The organism is Panacibacter microcysteis (genome assembly GCF_015831355.1).
GTDB classification, from domain to species: domain Bacteria; phylum Bacteroidota; class Bacteroidia; order Chitinophagales; family Chitinophagaceae; genus Panacibacter; species Panacibacter microcysteis.
On sequence record NZ_JADWYR010000002.1, the window covers coordinates 613,286 to 632,552 of the forward strand.

13 protein-coding genes are annotated in these 19,267 nt (G+C 40.9%); 2 read left to right on the top strand and 11 right to left on the bottom strand.

The annotated features are described in order from the left end of the window. Window positions 1-3: 3 nt before the first annotated feature. From I5907_RS14540 to I5907_RS14560, 5 genes are all read right to left on the bottom strand, one after another. Window positions 4-2,220: a carbohydrate binding family 9 domain-containing protein gene (locus I5907_RS14540; RefSeq protein ID WP_196991537.1), complete on the bottom strand. Its 2,217-nt coding sequence runs from the start codon at window positions 2,218-2,220 to the stop codon at window positions 4-6. Between the two features lie 316 nt (window positions 2,221-2,536). Further along, the gene (locus tag I5907_RS14545; protein WP_196991538.1) at window positions 2,537-5,191 is read right to left on the bottom strand and encodes a PKD domain-containing protein; all 2,655 of its coding nucleotides are present in this window, start codon (window positions 5,189-5,191) and stop codon (window positions 2,537-2,539) included. Window positions 5,192-5,287: 96 nt separating this feature from the next. Next, window positions 5,288-6,100, bottom strand: coding sequence for an alpha/beta fold hydrolase (locus tag I5907_RS14550; protein ID WP_196991539.1), 813 nt, complete (start codon window positions 6,098-6,100; stop codon window positions 5,288-5,290). Between the two features lie 2 nt (window positions 6,101-6,102). Next, window positions 6,103-7,284 (bottom strand): lipoprotein N-acyltransferase Lnb domain-containing protein, encoded by a 1,182-nt coding sequence (locus I5907_RS14555; RefSeq protein ID WP_196991540.1) that lies wholly within the window; start codon window positions 7,282-7,284, stop codon window positions 6,103-6,105. A gap of 245 nt (window positions 7,285-7,529) precedes the next feature. Beyond that, window positions 7,530-7,910 carry an RNA-binding regulator gene (locus I5907_RS14560; RefSeq protein WP_196991541.1) on the bottom strand — a complete coding sequence of 127 codons (381 nt, stop codon included), beginning with the start codon at window positions 7,908-7,910 and terminating at the stop codon, window positions 7,530-7,532. Window positions 7,911-8,288: 378 nt separating this feature from the next. Here I5907_RS14560 and I5907_RS14565 point away from each other — a divergent pair, with 378 nt between their 5' ends. After that, window positions 8,289-12,113: an Ig-like domain-containing protein gene (locus I5907_RS14565; RefSeq protein ID WP_196991542.1), complete on the top strand. Its 3,825-nt coding sequence runs from the start codon at window positions 8,289-8,291 to the stop codon at window positions 12,111-12,113. Between the two features lie 240 nt (window positions 12,114-12,353). Here I5907_RS14565 and I5907_RS14570 read toward each other — a convergent pair whose 3' ends face one another. From I5907_RS14570 to I5907_RS14595, 6 genes are all read right to left on the bottom strand, one after another. After that, window positions 12,354-13,277, bottom strand: a complete 924-nt coding sequence (locus I5907_RS14570) for a glycosyltransferase family 2 protein (protein ID WP_196991543.1) — start codon at window positions 13,275-13,277, stop codon at window positions 12,354-12,356. Window positions 13,278-13,361: 84 nt separating this feature from the next. Further along, window positions 13,362-14,291 carry a glycosyltransferase family 2 protein gene (locus tag I5907_RS14575; RefSeq protein ID WP_196991544.1) on the bottom strand — a complete coding sequence of 310 codons (930 nt, stop codon included), beginning with the start codon at window positions 14,289-14,291 and terminating at the stop codon, window positions 13,362-13,364. Further along, complete coding sequence (wecB, locus tag I5907_RS14580) at window positions 14,291-15,406, bottom strand: non-hydrolyzing UDP-N-acetylglucosamine 2-epimerase (RefSeq protein WP_196991545.1); 1,116 nt, start codon at window positions 15,404-15,406, stop codon at window positions 14,291-14,293. Before wecB ends, I5907_RS14575 begins: the two co-directional genes overlap by 1 nt. Before the next feature lies 1 nt (window position 15,407). Next, on the bottom strand, window positions 15,408-16,550 hold the full coding sequence (locus tag I5907_RS14585; protein WP_196991546.1) for a glycosyltransferase: 1,143 nt from the start codon (window positions 16,548-16,550) through the stop codon (window positions 15,408-15,410). Between the two features lie 72 nt (window positions 16,551-16,622). Further along, entirely contained in the window at window positions 16,623-17,339 is a 717-nt protein-coding gene (locus I5907_RS14590; protein WP_196991547.1) for a class I SAM-dependent methyltransferase, read from the bottom strand. Next, window positions 17,339-18,094: a TylF/MycF/NovP-related O-methyltransferase gene (locus I5907_RS14595; RefSeq protein ID WP_196991548.1), complete on the bottom strand. Its 756-nt coding sequence runs from the start codon at window positions 18,092-18,094 to the stop codon at window positions 17,339-17,341. The genes I5907_RS14590 and I5907_RS14595 overlap by 1 nt, the downstream gene beginning before the upstream one ends. A gap of 59 nt (window positions 18,095-18,153) precedes the next feature. On the opposite strand from I5907_RS14595, the gene I5907_RS14600 reads away from it, so the two are divergent. Further along, window positions 18,154-19,158 carry a glycosyltransferase family 2 protein gene (locus tag I5907_RS14600; protein WP_196991549.1) on the top strand — a complete coding sequence of 335 codons (1,005 nt, stop codon included), beginning with the start codon at window positions 18,154-18,156 and terminating at the stop codon, window positions 19,156-19,158. Window positions 19,159-19,267: the final 109 nt, after the last annotated feature.

Here is a 19,267-nt window from a genome sequence, read left to right on the forward strand (position 1 = left end):
CCATCAAAACTGCCTCAAATAACTCACCTTGGCAATCACATGTGTTTCTGCAAGCGCCTTTCCCTGCACAGTTTGAAAACCTCCCCTGTTAAGTACGATATAAACATAACTCAGCGGCTGGTACTCCCAGGAAAGCCGGATGTTGTAATTGTATTCCTTGTTTTGCGAGTTGCGCTGGTAGAAACCAATCAATTGTAATCGCGGATTTAAGGCAAGCCGGCACTCAATATTGTATAAATCAATGGTAGCTGTGGTCTGTGGTGTACCCACTTTTACAAAAGTGTTGCGGCTAAGCAGGCCTGTTAATGAAAAATGTGGGTCAGGTGCAATTTGCAAAGTAAATTCTGTAGAGCTAAGCTTGCCATTAAAGTAATTGCCCCCGGTAAATAAAAGTTGCGCATTTATTTTCCTTGACGGGTCTGTACTGGCCCAAACCTGGTGACGTGTATAGTTGTATTCGCCGGAGGGTATAACCACGCCCAGTGGTTCAAACGACTCTGTTAAACGCTGGTAGGTTGGAATAATACCATAACCAAGGTAAGCGCCGCTTTGCATGTTTAACCATAGCGGGTACACAGACATTGTTCGCTCCACAAGTTTACCTGTAGATGCCTGATAATACAACTCAGGACTAATACTGGGCTCCCATGCCCTCAAATATTTTTTAAAAGGTAATTGCTTACCGCGGTAGTACCAGATAATGCCGGGTGTAGCGCCAATCACATCGCTGCGGGAAACAAAACCCATATCCGGGTTAAAGTTTTTTGTAACCAGTGTCTGCGTCCACCATACTTTCCATTGGTTGGTAGAATAAAAGTACTGCGCAAAACCTGCAATGCCTTTTCCACCATCTTTTGTTGAGGTGGAATGAATGATCATCGTATTCAGCGAATGTGGCTCTCCAAGCCGAAAGAAACCATCTACAGCCGTTACCACGTTTGTAACATCCGGCCGGTTTCTTACCGTAACCAAAGCCCCGATGCGATTTTGTTTACCAAAGTTTTCTGAAAACCTGCCCACAAAGAAATTTGTTGCAGGCGTAATATCGTTACCGCGCTGTCGCATGGCCATTACACCGTAGTTTTCTTTTGAAGACCGATACACAAACCTACCACCTATATCTATTGGTATTGGATTTCCTGCATCATCCAGCCCTATACGCCTGCTAAAAAATGGCTGTATACGCATTGAACCACCAGAAAAGTCAAAGCTCTGACTAACCCCCACGCCAAACAACGAAGCATTTTCCAAAAAAAACTGCCTGCGCTCCGGGAAGAACACCGAAAAACGTGTAACGTTATTCACTTGCCTGTCTGCATCTGCCTGCGCAAAATCTGTATTGGCAGTAAGGTCCAATACGGCATTCGGGTTAATCGCCCATTTAAGGTCGCCGCCAAATTTGTAGTTTGTTTCACTTGTTTTAACTGAGCTGTCAAAACCCTTGTAATGATCGTAAGATGACAACAGGTATGGCTGAAACCGTATGTTTGTTTTGGGCGGTGGCGGTTTTAAATTGCTTAGTATGCCGGCATAATCCATGCGCAACGAACTGAAAGACCGTGGGTATTCTGAAAAAGCAGTAACCTCGTTGGTAAGCCTTCGGTTGCGGTACATGTTGAAACCCCACGTTTGTACACTGTCTTTGTCAAATTTTGGATAACGCAACGTTTGCCACGGTATGGCAATTTCTGCAACCCAGCCCGAATCGTTCCGCGATGTTCTTACACGCCACAAACCGTCCCAGTCTTCATCATAATAAAGGTCATCAAATGCCAGCAAATCTCTTTGCACACCATAAGGGTTGGTGGCAAAAGACATTGCATTGCGTTTGTCATTAAACCCATCAAAAGCAATATTAACCACATCGTGTTGGAGAAAATCAAAATCTCTTTTAAAGTCGGTTGCACGTATGGCTTTTTTGCCCAGCGAATCATGGCAGACTATGGCAAAGTACAAGAATTGTTTATTGTAAAGTACGCGTATTTCTGTTTCAAACGAAGGCAATGTTCCCTGGTAAGGCTCGATCTGTATAAAGCGCGGAGCAGGTTTTGCCAACAGCCACTCGGCTTCGTTTAAATGGCCATCAACTTTGAGGGTGGTAAAAATTTCAGTAGCTGTAAGTTCTTTCTTTATTGAGTCGGGCTTTATAACATCGCTGCTTTGGGCAATCAACCAGCCATGAAAAAATAAAGCAGCTAGTACAGCAAGCGTTCTGGTCATGCAGTGAAAATAATAAATTTCACCAATCGTGCTGAGCAGGAGGAATAAATAATCAGATACCGGCTTACGTTTTTCATGGCATCTTCGTTGCGTCGCAATCACTTCATCTGCAGTACATATGGCAACAGCGGCCCCGCTGTTATGCAGGCAGGCACTGTAATACAGTCTTTATATTCCGGTTGTATCTGCTGTTATATTATCAACCTGCACATTCTGTTTACGCAGTTGCACCCGGCGCTGCTGCATCATGTTTTGCAGTACAAGAGTGCGACGCAACAGGTGATGATAAGCGTACCAAAGCCGGGTACAAAAAATCTCACCTTATCAATACTACGGTTCCTTTTTTATTGATGAGTTTACCTGTATAATCTATGGCCTGTGCCATGTAAACATAAGCACCCGGCGGCTGTAACTGCCCTCCATAACTGCCATCCCAGCCCTGTTCCTGTGTACTGGTGCTGTACATCATTTTGCCTTCCCGGTTATAAACACGGAAATAATTGTATTGCCTGATACCAATCACCCTGGGTCTAATAATATCATTTTTCCCGTCGCCGTTTGGTGTAAATGCAGATGGTACAAAGATGTCGGGGTTAGACCTGAAGACGGTTACTTTTATATCGTCTGTTGCAGAGCAACCTTCCGGTGTACTAACCCTTACGCGATAAACAATGGAATCGAACGGCGTAGCCAATGTTACTACCGGGTTAGGAATATTAGGATCGCTCATGCCAGTAGGGGGGCTCCACGTATAAACAGCACCACCGGTAGCGTTTAGCTGCAATGGCTGGTTTACAACAATCACTGTATCCCGGCCGGCAAATGCAGGCACCGGTGGTATAACGTTCACCACCACTGTGTCGCTTACTGGTTTGGGGCACCCTTGTACGTCTGATACGGTAATGGTATAAGAAGTAGTGGTAAATGGTGTTGCCGAAGGTGTTAGTGTAGTGGCCCTTATAAGCCCTGTTATTGGCGACCATGCATAGTTTGGCGCGGTGGTGGTTGCGTGCAGCGCAGCGGCAGAGCCATAGCAAATAGCCGTATCTGCACCCGCATAAACCTGTGGGTATGGCACTGCCTTTATAGTTATGTTATCTGTAGCATTACATTTTCCAACAGTGGCTGTCAGTGTGTAGGTAGATGAACTGCCAACTGGTGTAATAAAAGGATTTTTCGCGGAAGGATCATCTACATCATTCGCCGGCGACCATGAAAAGTAAAGCGCGTTTGTATTTGGAAACATCTGTACCGGGTCTGTTAAACAAATCGTAGTATCAGGCCCCAGGTTTAGCGTAACAGCCGAGATGACATTTACCTTTACCGAGTCTGTACCAATGCATCCTCTGTTGTTGATGGTTACATTGTATACTGTTGTGGTTTTTGGCCAGACGAGTGGTTCGGGAATATTGATATCACTGATATTATAGCCGGGGCTCCACGTATAAGTGATGCCCGTTGTTGCTGAACTGGCTTTTAGCAAAAGCGTGTCAATGGCGCAAATCAGCGTATCCCTGAAGGCGAGATCTACTACTGGTTTATCTGAAATGGACAGCGTTTTCGTTACAGTATCTATACAACCTTTGCTGTTGGTAACGATCAGCCTGACTTCCGGCGACTGAACTGCCCCGTACCTGTAGCCGGGATGCTGTAGTAAAGATGTATCTGCCAGCGTAGTGGTCTCGCCAAAATCCCAGCGCCAGCTATCAACTCTTCCGTACCTGGATGTTGTTTTATCAGTAAACTGGTAAGGGTTAAGTACGCAACTGCCATCAACAGCAAAATCAGGAATAAAGCCCGGGTAAACCTTTGCAATGGTGGTAGCCGTATCTGTACATTGCTGGCCACGGTTGGTAATGAGCGTAACGGTATAGGTGCCGGAGTCTGTATAAATAAATGTTGGTGTCGGGCTGTTTGATGTATCCGAGGTGGTGCTGTCAACGCCAAAATCCCAGTAATAAGAAGTGATAATAGGAGAGGTGGAGTTGTTCTTAAATGACAGGTCAAAACCATCGCATGTAATGAAAGAAGGCGCAAGGTCGGCCTCGGGAAAATTACAGTTTTCAACACGCATTATAAAGTCTTTGCGATGCTCGCCAATAACCCTCTTGTTGCGCCATTCCTTCACAATAACGGCAACCACATATTTTCCGGGAGTAGCGGGCGAAATGCCACTGATAATACCGGTTGTACTATTAATCGAAACTTTGTCACCCAGCGGTAGTAAACCGCTATACCCTGTACGGTAATCAACAGAATCATACTCTGGCGGAAATGCCGGTAACTGGTCGTTAGATGCAGTAAAAGCAGGGTTGCTCTGGTATGCCGGAACAAACTCATAACTCAACGAATCTCCATCTTCATCCCTTGCACTAAAATCAAGCGTAAAATTGCTTTGGTAGCAAACCAGGGCAGTATCTTTCAGGTTGAATGTAGCGCTGGAATTGGTGCCGGATGGCAAGACATCTTTACCAGGCATTATACAATCGTAAGTAACGCCCGGTGACCCGTTGATACTGCTGGCGCTGTTAAGAACATTGGCAGCATCTGCACGGCAGCAGTTCTGGTAGGCAAGTACATATCCGGCATCATTATCAGTAAGTGTTACTTCAGCTGCATATGTCTTTACTTCATAGCATATGGCTGGTCTTGTTGATATACATGCAGGGTATCCTCGCAACGTAAGACTTTGCGAGGTTTCAAGGGGTAAATCCAGTTGTTTTATTGTACTGAAGGGGGCTGCATTGGTAAAAATGGATACAATGGCAGTCGAAGGAAGGCAGGCAACATTGTTCACATTACACGGTACATTACAATCCCTGAATAACCTGAGGGACACCATATACCTGCTTGTGCCCGCCGTTGTACCCGGGCCCAGGTAGGTATAAAACACTTCTCCTCCCACAATATGAGACGCAAAAAGGCTTACAGAAGCCTGAATGAATAATATAAGCAGTGCAATTTTTTTCATGTCATGTTACGGCTTTAGAAGTCTTTTTTATGGTCCGGGCTTTGGCAGTGCTATGATGCTCCTGTTGCGTCGCACTCTTGTACGGTAACGCCATATTCAACTGCTTTGAACGTAACGTACAAAACTGTCAACAGCTTCGTTTACTTCCAAAGGTTTTTCCCACATACCCATATGGCCTGTTTCGTTTAGTATATGTATAAACGAAATTCCGGGTAAATGTGTTTGCTTCAACATATCGTTCATTGGTGCTGCCACATCTTCCGTACCTATAATAAACAGCACAGGAACCTTGCTACATTCCAGAACATCCGTACGGTCAGGCCGCTGCATCATTGCCTGGTAATACTGTTGCAGAGCTGCCGTTAAAAAATCTTTTCCTTTTTCTATTAATGCGGCCACACCGGAAGCATTATTTCTTTTATAAGCTTCAGAAAAAAGATTTGGGGTGGTGGTTTTAAGAAAAGCATATCCGCCGTACTCCTGCATCATTGTAATGCCTTTTAAACGGTTTTGTTTTTTCTCATCACTGTCAGCAAAAGCGGTTGAATGTATTAAACCAAATCCCTCCAGCATGTCAGGATATTTTGCAGCAAACGCAAGCGTGATGTATCCACCCATACTATGACCAAGCATGATACAGTGCGATATTTTTTCGTGTATGAGTAATGCGGCAATCATTTCAGCAAAATCATCAATTGATGATGCAACTTCCGCGTTCTTAAAAAAGGAATTGCCGCTTCCGGGAAGGTCAGGAATAAGCAGGCGGTGATTTTCTTTCAAAAAACCAACCTGTTCATTCCATACTGTTGCATCTTCACCGAAACCATGTACGAGAACAATTACAGGTTCTTTAATACCGGTCAGGGTATATGATACTGATGCATTGATATGTTGAAATTTTTTGTGCATAATTAACCCTGTGGCTTTTTTTGAAAACTGAAGCCGGCATGTGCAATATACCGGTAAAGCAGGTAAACAGCCAGTGGCAATATCGCAATATTAAGTTGTTGGGGCAGCCATAACCAAAGCGTAATTGTAAGTAACAGAACAATGGATGTTAATTTAAAATAAGACCTCACCGATTGCTTTTGTTTATTGGAAAACGCAATAATAAGATTTGGCGGAAGCGCCCATAACAAATTATAGTTATCTGCACATGCTGCATGATCTGTAAAGAACCACATAAATAAAAGCAGGAAGCCCAGCAACCCGGTTAAGTAGAGTAACAGGCTATCTATAATACGCGTCAGGCGTTTAGCGGTGGAAGATTTAGCTAAACTCAGCGTAAAGAACAATAGACAAACCGCAAATATGATCAGCAACGGTTCGTATATTCCTTTCATTTCCCCGTACGGTTGCGCCGGTAGCAATTGTCGTTTATTGCCGGTAAGCGTTTTGTTATCTCTTGTGGAAAGATCGATAGCTGCCATGAGGTACTCTGGCAAAAACATAGCCTGGCTGGTAGTTACAACCTTATCAAGTTTAGACCCCAGCAGAATGTCTATACCCAGTTTACTCCATGGCTGGCTGCCGCGGTCGAGGTAGAAATACAGCATATTTCGGAATGTAGTACCTGCGGGTACCAGCGAATCCGGCAGGTTTAATGACGCGGTGTTTTGAGCAATAATATCGCGTATACGGGTGGTGCAGTTATCAAATGTAAAATCATACTTATAGAACCTGTTTTGAGGCAGCATGTTGCTGTCAACAGCATGTTTGATTCTTAGTTTGTCTTCGCAGCTTAGATCGAGGATTTGTTCTGTTACACTTCTGCCATCGTACTGGTACTCATACATAAAATCATCCAGCTTATCAGGCGAAACAAAGTAGCGCAGCTTTCCACGCATAAACTTCAGGTAAAAATCCGGTTCTCCGTATCCTTCAAAAGTGCCCCAGTTGTAGATGATATCGGTATGTTTTGCCAGGTCAACAATTCTCAGTGCGCTATGGCCAAACAGTGAATAAAGTTCCTGACCAGGCGAGCAGGTTAACACACTTATACGGAGTGGGCAGGAACTGTCATTTTGGGCGGGGGCTGTGTTGCTGAGCAAAACAAATAATATCAGTAATGAACATAGTACCAACCTTCTCATGAAAACATTTGATTAGGTGCGTAAGTTCGTAAATATTTCATTTCCATTGTTATTAATCGGCAAATGATGGCATTTTGCAGGTAAAGATGGTTATATAAGCTGGCGCAGACTGTGTATTGCTGCATATTGAACCAGCCGTATAAGTGAGTGACACAACGGATGCTGATAGTAGCAATGCAGTTTAGTAAAACAAAATAGTCTGGCAGGAGCCAGACTATTGGTATAATTTGTTTGATTACGAATGATTAATAACGGTTGTAACCGCCGCCGCCGCCGCGATTTCCGCCACCACCACCACCACGGTAACCACCACCGCCGCCGCCACGGTTTCCACCGCCGCCGCCAAAGCTTTTCTTTTTGTAGCCACCGCCGTCTCCTTCTTTGCGTGGAGCTGACTCGTTTACCACAATCTTACGGCCCTGGATATCTGAGTCGTTCAGGTTGCTGATGGCAGTGCGTGCTGCTTCATCATCGCTCATTTCAACAAAGCCAAAACCTTTGCTGCGGTTGTTGTTGAATTTGTCTGTAACGATTTTTGCAGACACCACTTCTCCGTAAGTAGAGAAAAGATTGTTGAGGTCATCACTGGTCATGTTCCAGTTGAGGTTTCCTACGTAAATGTTCATGTTTTTTGAATTAAATGAAAAGATAAAACCAATAGAGATCAGTAACCCAAAAACCAAAAACATTTAATGTAGAAACGTTCAGGAATGGTAGCACTGTTTCTTTGGACGTAACGAAAATATTGATTTTATTGTAAAACAGGCAATTAAAATTTAAGTTTTAAAACTTTTGATTAAGTTTTGTTTAAGGAGCGGTTGCCGGCGGTTTTTCTGTTTGTGAATGATGATTTACAACGGTGATTATATACAGCTTAAAAACACTTTAAACCGTGCGTTTGTGCTTTAAAAACAAGACATTCGCGTATATCTAATGCGCAGGATTTCATGATTTTTACTGTAACTACAACCCGGATAAGACCCTTATTTACATATTATTTTAAGGTGATATGTATTGCTCTTGCATTGCCCGTTTTTGGTTTAAAAGCACAAACCTGTGGGAGTACGTGGCTTAATGTTACAAACTATAATGGAGGTGTAACAATTGGTGACCTGGATATTACCGGGGATAAGATAACAATCGAGGCGAAATTCAACAGGAGCATTCCTTACACCCGCGGTAGACTATATGCCGGGGATTTGGTGTCAAAGCATACAGACCCGATAAACACTAACTACTTGTTACGACCGAACTCTGCTGAAATAACCACAGAGAATGGATATTTTGTAACACCGCCGGTTTGCGAAATTGAAATCAACAAAACTTATCATGTTGCATTAGTTTACGATGGCACAACACTAAAATTTTACAGGAATGGTTTTTTAATGAGCCGGGTATCGGCTTCTGGAGCATTAGTTCAAAACAATCTTTTAACCACTATCGGAGACCTGGCTTACCTGCCAGGGTATGCCCAGGAAAGTTTGGTTGGGTATATTGATGAGGTGAAAATATGGGGTGTAGCCAGATCGCAAAGTCAAATCAGAGCTTACATGAACCAGGCGCTGCCGAATCCTTCTGCTCAGGCGGGTTTGTTAGCATATTATACATTTAATGATCTGAAAAATAAGCAGGGCAATACGTTGTGGGATGCCAGGATTTTCGGGAATGCTAATCTCCAATCAACAAACCCTACATGCGCCACGTATGCATCAGACTCATGCAGTTTTGTGGTAACTGTACCTAACTCGGTAGAAGCAGATTTTTCGGTTCCTGATTCTGTGTGTATCAATGAACCAATTAACATCAATAACCTTACGAAAGGTGGCACTAATTTTTACTGGAATTTTTGTGTGGCAGATATTAATCAAACCCCTGTTGGTGAGAATCTTGGTAATTTGGGTGGTGAGTTAAGCCAACCCGTATTTATGGATTTTGCTAAGGATGATAATGGGGATTATTACGGATTTAGTATCAATCATATTCCGGGACAATTAATCAGGTACAGATTCGGTAACAGCCTTCTGAATACACCAGTTGTAGAAAATCTTGGAAATTACAATGGTGATATTCCTAATCAGGCAGAAGGTGTTCAAATAGTTCAGGCTAATGGAAAATGGTATATTGTGGTAGTAGGTGGTGGAAACGGGCTGCCGAATTCAAGTCCCAGAGTTGTGGTAATAGACTTTGGTAGTTCAATGGGAAGTGTTTCTCAGATATCACATAACTGGGGGAATTTAGGACTGTTGGATCAGCCTATTGATTTGCACGTATTTAATGAAGGTAATAACTGGTATGGATTTACAGTAAATGCCTTAAACAATACCATCACACGATTTGATTTTTCCAACAACTTTGATGTAGCGCCTACAGCTATTAATCTTGGCGACTTTGGTTTACTCAACTATCCTGATGGCATTTATGCTGTAAATGATAATAACTTTTGGAGAGTGTTTATCACTAATGGATTAGGTAATACGATAACTCGTTTGGATTTTGGCAGTTCCCTGCTAAATACCCCTGTACCGGTAGATCTGGGTAATCCAGGCAATACGCTTATTACCCCGAGGGATATGCTTGTCGTAAAATTTTGTGACAGTTACACAGGGTTTATTGTAAATGCCAATACAGACGAGATAATAAAGCTGGATTTCGGATCAGGTTTTGACCAAATCCCGACCGCGAAATCACTAGGTAATATTGCCAATTTTGACAAGCCGCATTCTTTATCTAAACTCTTTCGCGTTAATCAGGATATTTATAGCTTTATTACAAATGCGGATAATAATGCGATTACACGTCTAAAATTTTCAGGGTGTACAAATTCCAACACGCCCAATTCCGCAGATTCCTTACCGCCACCTGTTACTTACAACGCTCCAGGTATTTACAATATCAATCTTATGGTAGACGAAGGGCTGCCAACACAAACTTCATTGTGTAAAAGCATTACTGTTGTACCATCCCCCGCAAAGTCACCAATCTTTGATACTGCTTTTTGCAGTAGTGATAGCATAGTTTTGTCAACAACTTTTCCTGCTCCCTATACATGGAATACGGCAGTACAAAACGACAGTATAACTATAAAACAGGCAGGTATTTATTGGGTAGAAACAAATTATTATGGTTGTGTAGTCCGGGATAGTATCAATGTCATAAATGCGGTGTCACCCGCTGTAAATCTTGGTGCAGATACTGCAATTTGTCGTCTTGACAGTTTATTGATCAATGCCGGAAATGCGGGTGCAAGTTTTCTCTGGAATACCGGAAGCGCCAGTCAGTCGATCCTGGCAGATAGTGCCGGCACTTACATTGTGCATGTAAAAAATTCCGGCGGTTGCACCAGTTCAGACACACTGGTTCTTGCAAATCATGCGGCAATTGCATTGAAGGTAACGAGTGATACAACACTTTGTACCGGCTCATCATTAATGCTGCAGGCAAATGGGAACAATGTTCAGACTTATGCCTGGCTGCCGGACAATACATTAACAGACATATCAATCAGCAATCCTGTTGCTTCACCAAACGATACCACTCGCTATTACGTAAGTGCAACAGACATCTACGGTTGTATAGAAAGCGATTCTGTATTGATCAATGTTGCTGCATTACCATCGGTTGCAGCAATGGCTGATACAGGTATATGTGCCGGAAGTTCAATCATACTCGCAAACAGTGCAACACAAGGTGTAAAATATTTATGGTCTCCGTCCGGCGGGTTATCTTCCGGTGTTGACCCGAGCCCTATTGCCACACCTGCTGCAAACACAACATATACAGTTACTGTAACAACAGGCGCAGGCTGTACAGCGACAGATTCTGTGGTAATAGCGGTGAACCCCTTGCCGGCTGTTACTGCCAGTACCAGCGACACGCTCATATGTGTTGGTAGTACAGCAGTTGTATCAGCTATATCTCCCGGTGTAGTATCATACAACTGGTTTCCACCATCAGATCTTGCAAATCCAATATCGCCTGTTACAGTTGCATCGCCAAAAACTAACACAAACTATGTTGTTGAAGTAACAGATAATAACGGCTGTAAAATAAAAGATTCTGTACAGGTGTCTGTAAAACCGTTACCCGTTTTTGCGGTCACTCCTTCAACGTCCGGGGTGTGCAAAGGAGAATCTGTAACGCTTACGGCTTCAGGCGGGGATGAATATGCATGGTCTCCCACTGCAGGTTTAACCGTGTTTGATAAACCTGTTGTAGTTGCTACACCTGAGGTGTCTACAAAATACCAGGCAATTATTACCGACAATATTTGCAATATGGCTGACACACTTTTTGCAGTGGTGAACATTACTTCGCTTTCAAACATTACAGTTACAAAATCGAATGATATAGATTGCATTATTGGCACAACAAACCTGAGAGCCACAGGCGGTCTTGTATACAACTGGAGCCCCGGAACTTATCTTTCAGATTCTACTATCGCAACGCCGGTTGCAGCTCCATTGCAAACAACAACATATCATGTAAAAGTTAGTAACACTTTGGGTTGTACAGGTAGTGATTCAGTTACGGTAAATGTTTATAAGGGCCGAGTGGAAAACGGCTATAAAATGCCCGGAGCTTTTACGCCCAATGGCGACGGTAATAATGATTGTTTCAATGTGCGGAAATGGGGAACCTTAACAGGTCTTGACTTTAGTGTTTATGACAGGTGGGGTAAACTCATTTTTCATACCAATAATGCTTCAGATTGCTGGGATGGAACCTATAAAGGCCAGTTGCAACCACCGGGTGCTTATGTATACCAGGTAAGGGCCCAGGCACTCTGCGGCACTGTTTACAGGAAAGGAACAGTAGTGCTGATAAGGTAGTAATGTTACCGGCATTGGTAGTAGTGGCATCACCTGTTGTGTCACTCACTTGTACGTTCTGTTTTTCATGGCAGCTATAGCGATCTGTTAATCAAAAGCGTTTATGGACCAAAGGAGGGGTGGGGAACAGGTATATAAAATATGCTGCAATCTTCGCGTTGCTCCATATAGTTTCAACAGTACAAGAGTGCGACGCAACAAAAGCTAAATAGCAGTACTTAAGCCTGGCTCATTATTGCTTTACCTTACAAATACGTTGTTCTTAAAAAAGCCTTTTAGTGTAAACCATTGGGATAAAAAAACATATTTTCCTTTTATGCTTTGGCCTTTGAGCATAAACAGTAACCATATTAAAACCGATGCGCCAAATTTGAACAGGAACTCCAGTGCTTTTACTGCAACGCCAATCATACCTTTTGTAGTGCGCACCCTTATTTTTTCTTCATTACCTGTTTTGAGAAAGAGTTTTCTAAAATTATCAAATGCAAGCCTGTAGCTGTCTATGTAGTGATGAACATAAGCGTCTGGCAAATAGTAAATCTCATCTGATAATTCCTTTATTTTATAGAATATATACTTGTCATCGCTGCGGAAAGTGAGGTTGTTATTGAAGCCCCCGGCTTTTAATATGATGTCTTTTTTGTAAGTCATGTTACAACCTGCAGGGTATTTCATTTTTTTAGTGAACCTGGTAATCTTTGTTCCATGATCTACACGCCCTACAAAACCATTGAGGTATTTATTCATCCAGGCTGGTTCTATGCCATCTTCATATTTCGGAATAACTTTTCCGCCAGCCCCGGCAGCGGCAGGATGGTTATTGAAAAAAAGGGTCATCTCACTTACAAACGCCGGGGATAGCAGTGCGTCATCATCAATGTAGCATAGTACAGGTGCATCTGCTTCTGCAGCGCCACGGTTACGTGCAAAGGAGAGTCCTTTATTCGTTTCCAGCACGTATTTTACATTCAGATGAGGGTTGTTGCGAATGAAAGTTTGCGCAATTTTATGGGTATTGTCGGTACTTTTATTGTCAACAATAACGAGTTGGAAACTACCTGGTTCTGCCGTTTGCAGGCGAATACTTTCCAGTGCTTCGGGAAGATACCGGTCTCGGTTGTAAGTGCAAATGATGAGAGAGATAGACATGCTCAATTCATCCATAGATGTTTTTACTTTAATTGGGTTCCTTAAATGATGAAAGTTTTTGCTTGTAATTGACACAAGCCTTTTAATCTCTGCTAAACCTTATTTTGAAGTTAACATCAATTGTAATGTGGCAGTTAATCCCTTAAAGCTAATGACAAGTGTTTTAATAAATTTTACGACGGGAACATATGCAATAGTTATAAAAACCTGCTTTTTAGATAAGCGCCACAACTTTTTAAGATAGAGTTGGTACTTAATTGTGTTATTCTTTTGTACAGCATTAAATACAGCAAACTTTCTGTATACTAAAGCCATTTGGGCATCGGGCAGTTTTTTTTCTAATAAAGGCATTAAGCGCTCCATCATTATTTTAGCAACGTCATTTACAGCGTCTCCATGTGTAGCAGTTAAAGATGCCTCGTGTTCCCGATAATAATAAAGATCATAACGGTCATCATATACTACTTTTACGTTTAAAAAAGCACGCACAAAAAAATCATAATCTTCGATTAAAAAAGCTGATGCGTTGTAGCCTTTGTTCAACTTGTAAATTTCTGCCTTATATAAAAAACAAGCGCTACACCCTTGAAAATTGGTGAAGTTTTGATTGATATCACCAAAGGTGCGTTTGCCGGTTATATTTCCCAGATTGTTTATGATAGTGTAATTAGTGTAAATAAATCCAACAGATTCATCAGCCTTCAGCATTTTATAAAGCGTTTCCAATGCATTGGGTGCGTAATAATTATCGTCTGATGTCCAGGTATGGTATGCGCCTGTTGCAATATCAAAACCGGCATTTAGTGATAAAGGAAGCTTTTTGTTTACCTGATTATGGATTACTTTAATTCGCTTGTCTTTTAAAGCATATTCATCTGCTATCAAACCTGTGTCGTCTGTAGAACAATCGTTAACGATTATTAACTCAAAATTTGTAAATGTTTGAGCCAAACAGCTATCCAATGACGTTTTCAAGAACTTTGCGCCATTATACGTGGGTAATATGATAGAGATTTCCGGTAAACCCATTACAATTGTTCTTTTAATAATATGTCAATTATTACTTGTGCTGTATTCCCTGTGCCGTAAGGATTGACTGATTTAGCCATTTTTTCATAAGCGCGATCATCAGTTAACAAACTACTAGCTGCAGTTACAATATTTTCAGTTTTTGTTCCTGCAAGCAGTGAAGTACCTGCAGAAATACCTTCAGTGCGCTCGGTAACATCCCTTATGACAATGACTGGCTTGCCGAGGCTTGGTGCCTCCTCTTGTATACCTCCGGAATCAGTAATAACGAAATAACATTTATCCATCATCCATACAAGGTGTGGATAGCTTAACGGGTCTATCAGGAAAATATTAGTAACGTTGTCAAGTTTATGATGTACAATTTTTTGAACGTTTGGGTTAGGATGGACAGGGTATACAAACTGAACTTCTTTGTACAGGTTTGCAAGAGTAAGAATAGCATTACAAATATCCTCAAAAGCAACTCCAAAACTTTCACGGCGGTGGGCAGTAATAAGTATCACTTTTTTGTGAGCGTCAAGAAATGAGAAGTGCTGCCTTATCTTTTCGTCTATCCTTACTCTTTCAACGGCCAGAAGTAGAGCATCTATTACAGTATTGCCAGTCAAATAAATATGTTGATGAATATTTTCGGCATGAAGATTTTTTACTGCTTGTGGAGTTGGCGCAAAATGATAGTGGGCCATTATTCCAGTTAGTCGCCTGTTCACTTCTTCAGGAAATGGAGAATAGTTATCAAAACTTCTGAGACCTGCTTCTACATGGGCGGTCTTTATTTTTTTGTAGAAGGCAGCCAGCGCGCCGGCAAATGCTGTAGAAGTATCACCCTGAACCAAAACCAAATCTGGGTGGTATTCGTCCAGCACTTTTTGAATACGCAACAGGCAGTTCGCCGTTATGTCAAATAAAGTTTGATCTGGCATCATAAGCGCCAGATTATAATCCGGTTTCAATTTAAAAAAGTCCATTACCTGTTGCAACATTTCTTTATGTTGACCCGTCAGGCAAAGTCTCACTTCGAACATTTCTGGGTATGCCAGACATTTTAGTATGAGCGGAGCCATTTTGATTGCTTCCGGCCTTGTTCCAAATACAAACAAAAGTTTTTTCATGTCAGTTATGCGTCAACAAAGTCAATAATGTTTTTCCTGGATGGGCGTCATATAAGTTAACTGCCCGTTGATGTGCAGCAATTCCCATTTTTTCCCAGCTTTCACGAAATCCCCATGCCTTTTCCATAGCAGCCTCTATGCAGCCCAGCGATACCTCAGGTGAAATAAAACCACTTTCTTCTTCTATAATCCATTCTGTAATTCCACCCACATCTGTAGCGACGCATGGCCGCCCACAAATCATTGCCTCCACAACTGCCAAAGGCATACCCTCCATATGCGAAGGCATCAAAAGTAAGTGATTATGCTCCCAAACTTTTCGGATATCATTTACTTTCCCATGAAATGTTATTCGGTATTCCAGGCCTAATCGCTCACACATTTTTTTTAATTCATCTTCATCAGGACCGCTCCCGTAAATATTTAGATGCCAAGATCGATTTTTCCATTGTGCTTTATTTAATACATTAAACACTAAATCCTGGCCTTTATGTACTAGAATAAGGTTCCCAACAAGAGCCATTTGAATTGTTCCCGACAAGGACGGGTAGGGTATAATTGTTTTCTGAACGATGTTTACGGGATTTCTAATTACACAGGCGTTCAAAAGTTTTAGATTTAGATGCCTTTGGGTAGTTTGTAAACTTCTTTCAGAAACAAAAAGTACTTTCTTACACTTTAGATAAGCAAAACGTAGAATACTCAATTCGTCGGTCGGCAACGAAGGAATTCTTTCATCATTAAAATGTCCAAGAAGAAAAAAACTGAATGTTGGAAATTTTAATTTTTCTAAAAGTTTTTGTTCATTCGCTATTGAATAGCAAGTTCCGTTATATAAAACAACGTCAGGGTTATGTTTAAATACCCTTTGAAAAGAGGAATCAACTTTTTTTTTAAGGAAGTTTACAAGTAAGTGATAGAAATTTATTATATAAGAATTTTTTGTTTTAACATATGCGGGCCTTTGGTAACTTATAAGACCTTTTGAAATGAGTTCTTTCATTTTTGGGTGCAAGATGCTATGACTGTATGAAAGATGTATAACTTTATATTTTCGCTCTAATGCTTCTTTCGCCATTTCATACCATAACTCTTCACTGCCTCCCCATGAATCTCTTATCATGGAAATTATAACTATTGTCATCCTTTGATTGTTGATTTACACAAAATATGCCTTATGAACTTTCGAAAATAAAAATACATACCAGACCCTGTGCTAGGAGAGGTTGTTTTTTTCTGCCAATACCACGTTGTTTAAATAAAGATCCTGCCTTAGGGGCAATAATTTTCCCAAAATTAGTGCCATGATATTAAGAGATGTGTAGGTAATAAATCTAAATACAGATCTAACAATTGGAATTTTTCTCACGTAAGGTGTAATATGCTGATGTATATACATTATCCATAATTGAAAAACTGTTTCAACAGCATTACCGGTTTTCTCTTGTTTTAGTACTTTGAAACCATTTCGGTTAAACAAATCTCTGATTGCAAAAGAAGAATATCGTGCAAAATCGTTTGGTGCTTCATGTTCACAAATAGAAAATGGGCAGGTAATCAAAATTTTCGCACCCGGCTTCATAACTCGATAAATTTCTTTCAATACTTCCTCTAAATTGAAAACATGTTCAAAGACTTCACTGCTAAATACAGCGTCAAAGTAGTTGTCTTGGAAAGGTATATGTTTACCGTCATAGAAAACATCTATTTGTTCATTAAAATGTGGATGTCCGGGATTCTCAAAATCTAAACCGATATATTGCTCCACTTTAAACAAATTAAAATATGGCTTGGTTCCGCAACCAAAGTCAAGCATTCGTCCTGTTAAATCTTTCGAAGATTTCCTTATAGAAGCAAGCAATCTTTTTCTTGTAAGGTAAGCTGGATAAGTTATACCCGGGTTAAATTCGTATGCTAATTCGCCCTTTTTCATTATTGCAGTTTTACTCCGATGCGACCTGTCTCGTCGATTCTTGTGAGCAAAATACGCGTTTTTTGTAGCGCAAAATATTCATCAACAGCCTTTCTGGCACCGGCCCAGTGACCATAATCATCCAGTATCAAGACCCCGCCAACAGTTAGTAACGGGAATAAATGCTCTAATTCATGTTTGGTAGATTCATACCAGTCTGTATCGAGACGAAGAATTGAAATTTTTTGAGGAATAGTAGCAGGGATCGAATCTTCTACCTTACCCTTAATGTAATGTATGTTTTCTGATGGGTAACCAGTGGATTTCATTCCCGATTTGACCGTATCTAAAGCTGAATATGCCCAAACGAGATTCTTTTCTTTATTGGAATCCTTTTGTAATAACGTAGCGGCTTTTTCGCCGTAAAATGTTTTGTCATATTCGGTAGGTTCGCTCATTCCTTCATAAGTATCGTATAAATATAGTTGCCTGTAAGATTTTTTTAAATGTAATAATGTTTGAGCAACAGCCATCATACTTCCGCCTTTCCAGACACCACATTCAACAATTTCTCCTGCAATACCATTGTTCTCGACATATTTCACTGCCTCGATTAAACTATATATTCGTTCCGGACTTGTCATAGTATTGCTTTTCACATGAGAATAAATTGATTTGTGCAAATCCTCAAAATCGTCCGGCAGCTTCACAAGCTGATTCTTTTTAATTATGTCGTAATTAAAAGTTTGCAGTATTTTACGTATAAACTGTTTCATATTCAAAACATATCTTAGCATCGCAAGATAAATACTCATTACCATAAATACAGAACAGGTTGCAACTTTCGGTTATCATAGTCAATTTTCGGTCCGCAGCAGATATCTGCAACTGTTTAGAAAGTGCCATGCAATACCGCTCATGCCAAAGTTTTGAATGGATTGTTGTTGACAATGACTCTGCTGACGACAGTAAAGAGGTTATAACCAGCCAGTACCCTTTTGTTAGATGGATAAATATGGGGTATAATGCAGGTTTTTCAAGAGCTAATAATGCAGGTATAAAAGCTTCTACCTCAGATATCGTACTTTTATTGAATCCGGATACTTTAATCATGGATGATGCAATAGCGCAGTGTTACATGAGATTCAAGGATTCAAAATATTCGGCAGCATCAGCGCAACTGTATAATATAGATCATTCTCCCCAGATCACAGGTAATTTTTTCATGACAGGAGGCTTAAATCATTTGCTTCCACTACCTTATCTCGGACCTTTTCTTAAGGCTATCGCATTGAGTTTAAGAGTCAAAAAAACCAATGTGCAGGCGGCTTCAAATGAAGAAAAAGTTCATTGGATTAACGGCGCTTTCATGATGGTAAAAAAATCGGTTTTAAATAAAGCTGGTCTTTTTGATGAAGATTTTTTTCTTTATTTCGAAGAAATTGAATGGTGCAGCAGGTTATTGGCAACAGGAGAAATCTGTGTATATGGAGATTTAAAAGTTGTTCATATTCAGGGATCGTCAATTAATAAGGCTGTTAGCAATAAAGAAAAAGGTTATACAAATCTCTGGAACAAGAAAGGTTTACAATTGCTTGTTTCAGGTCATTTGCGCACCCGTAAACAATTTGGCATTGCATGGTTTTTATTTCACCTGATCACGCATTCACTCGAAATTCCAATTTTTTTTCTAGGTGTTCTATTTGAAAACATCGTCAAACTCAAAAACCCTTTTTTAAATTTAGGCAACGTAAAAAACTATTCACTGAATGTTTTAAAAGTTTGGACACTCGTATGGCGTATTTCTCTTAATCGGCCTTATTTTTATAAAATGTTGTAAAATTTCATTAACAGGCTTTACAATTAAATTATACTTTCTTCTATCAAAGGAACCCTACTGAGCGCTTTCTATGATGTATAAATTTTTTTTCATAGTCTTAGTATTCCTT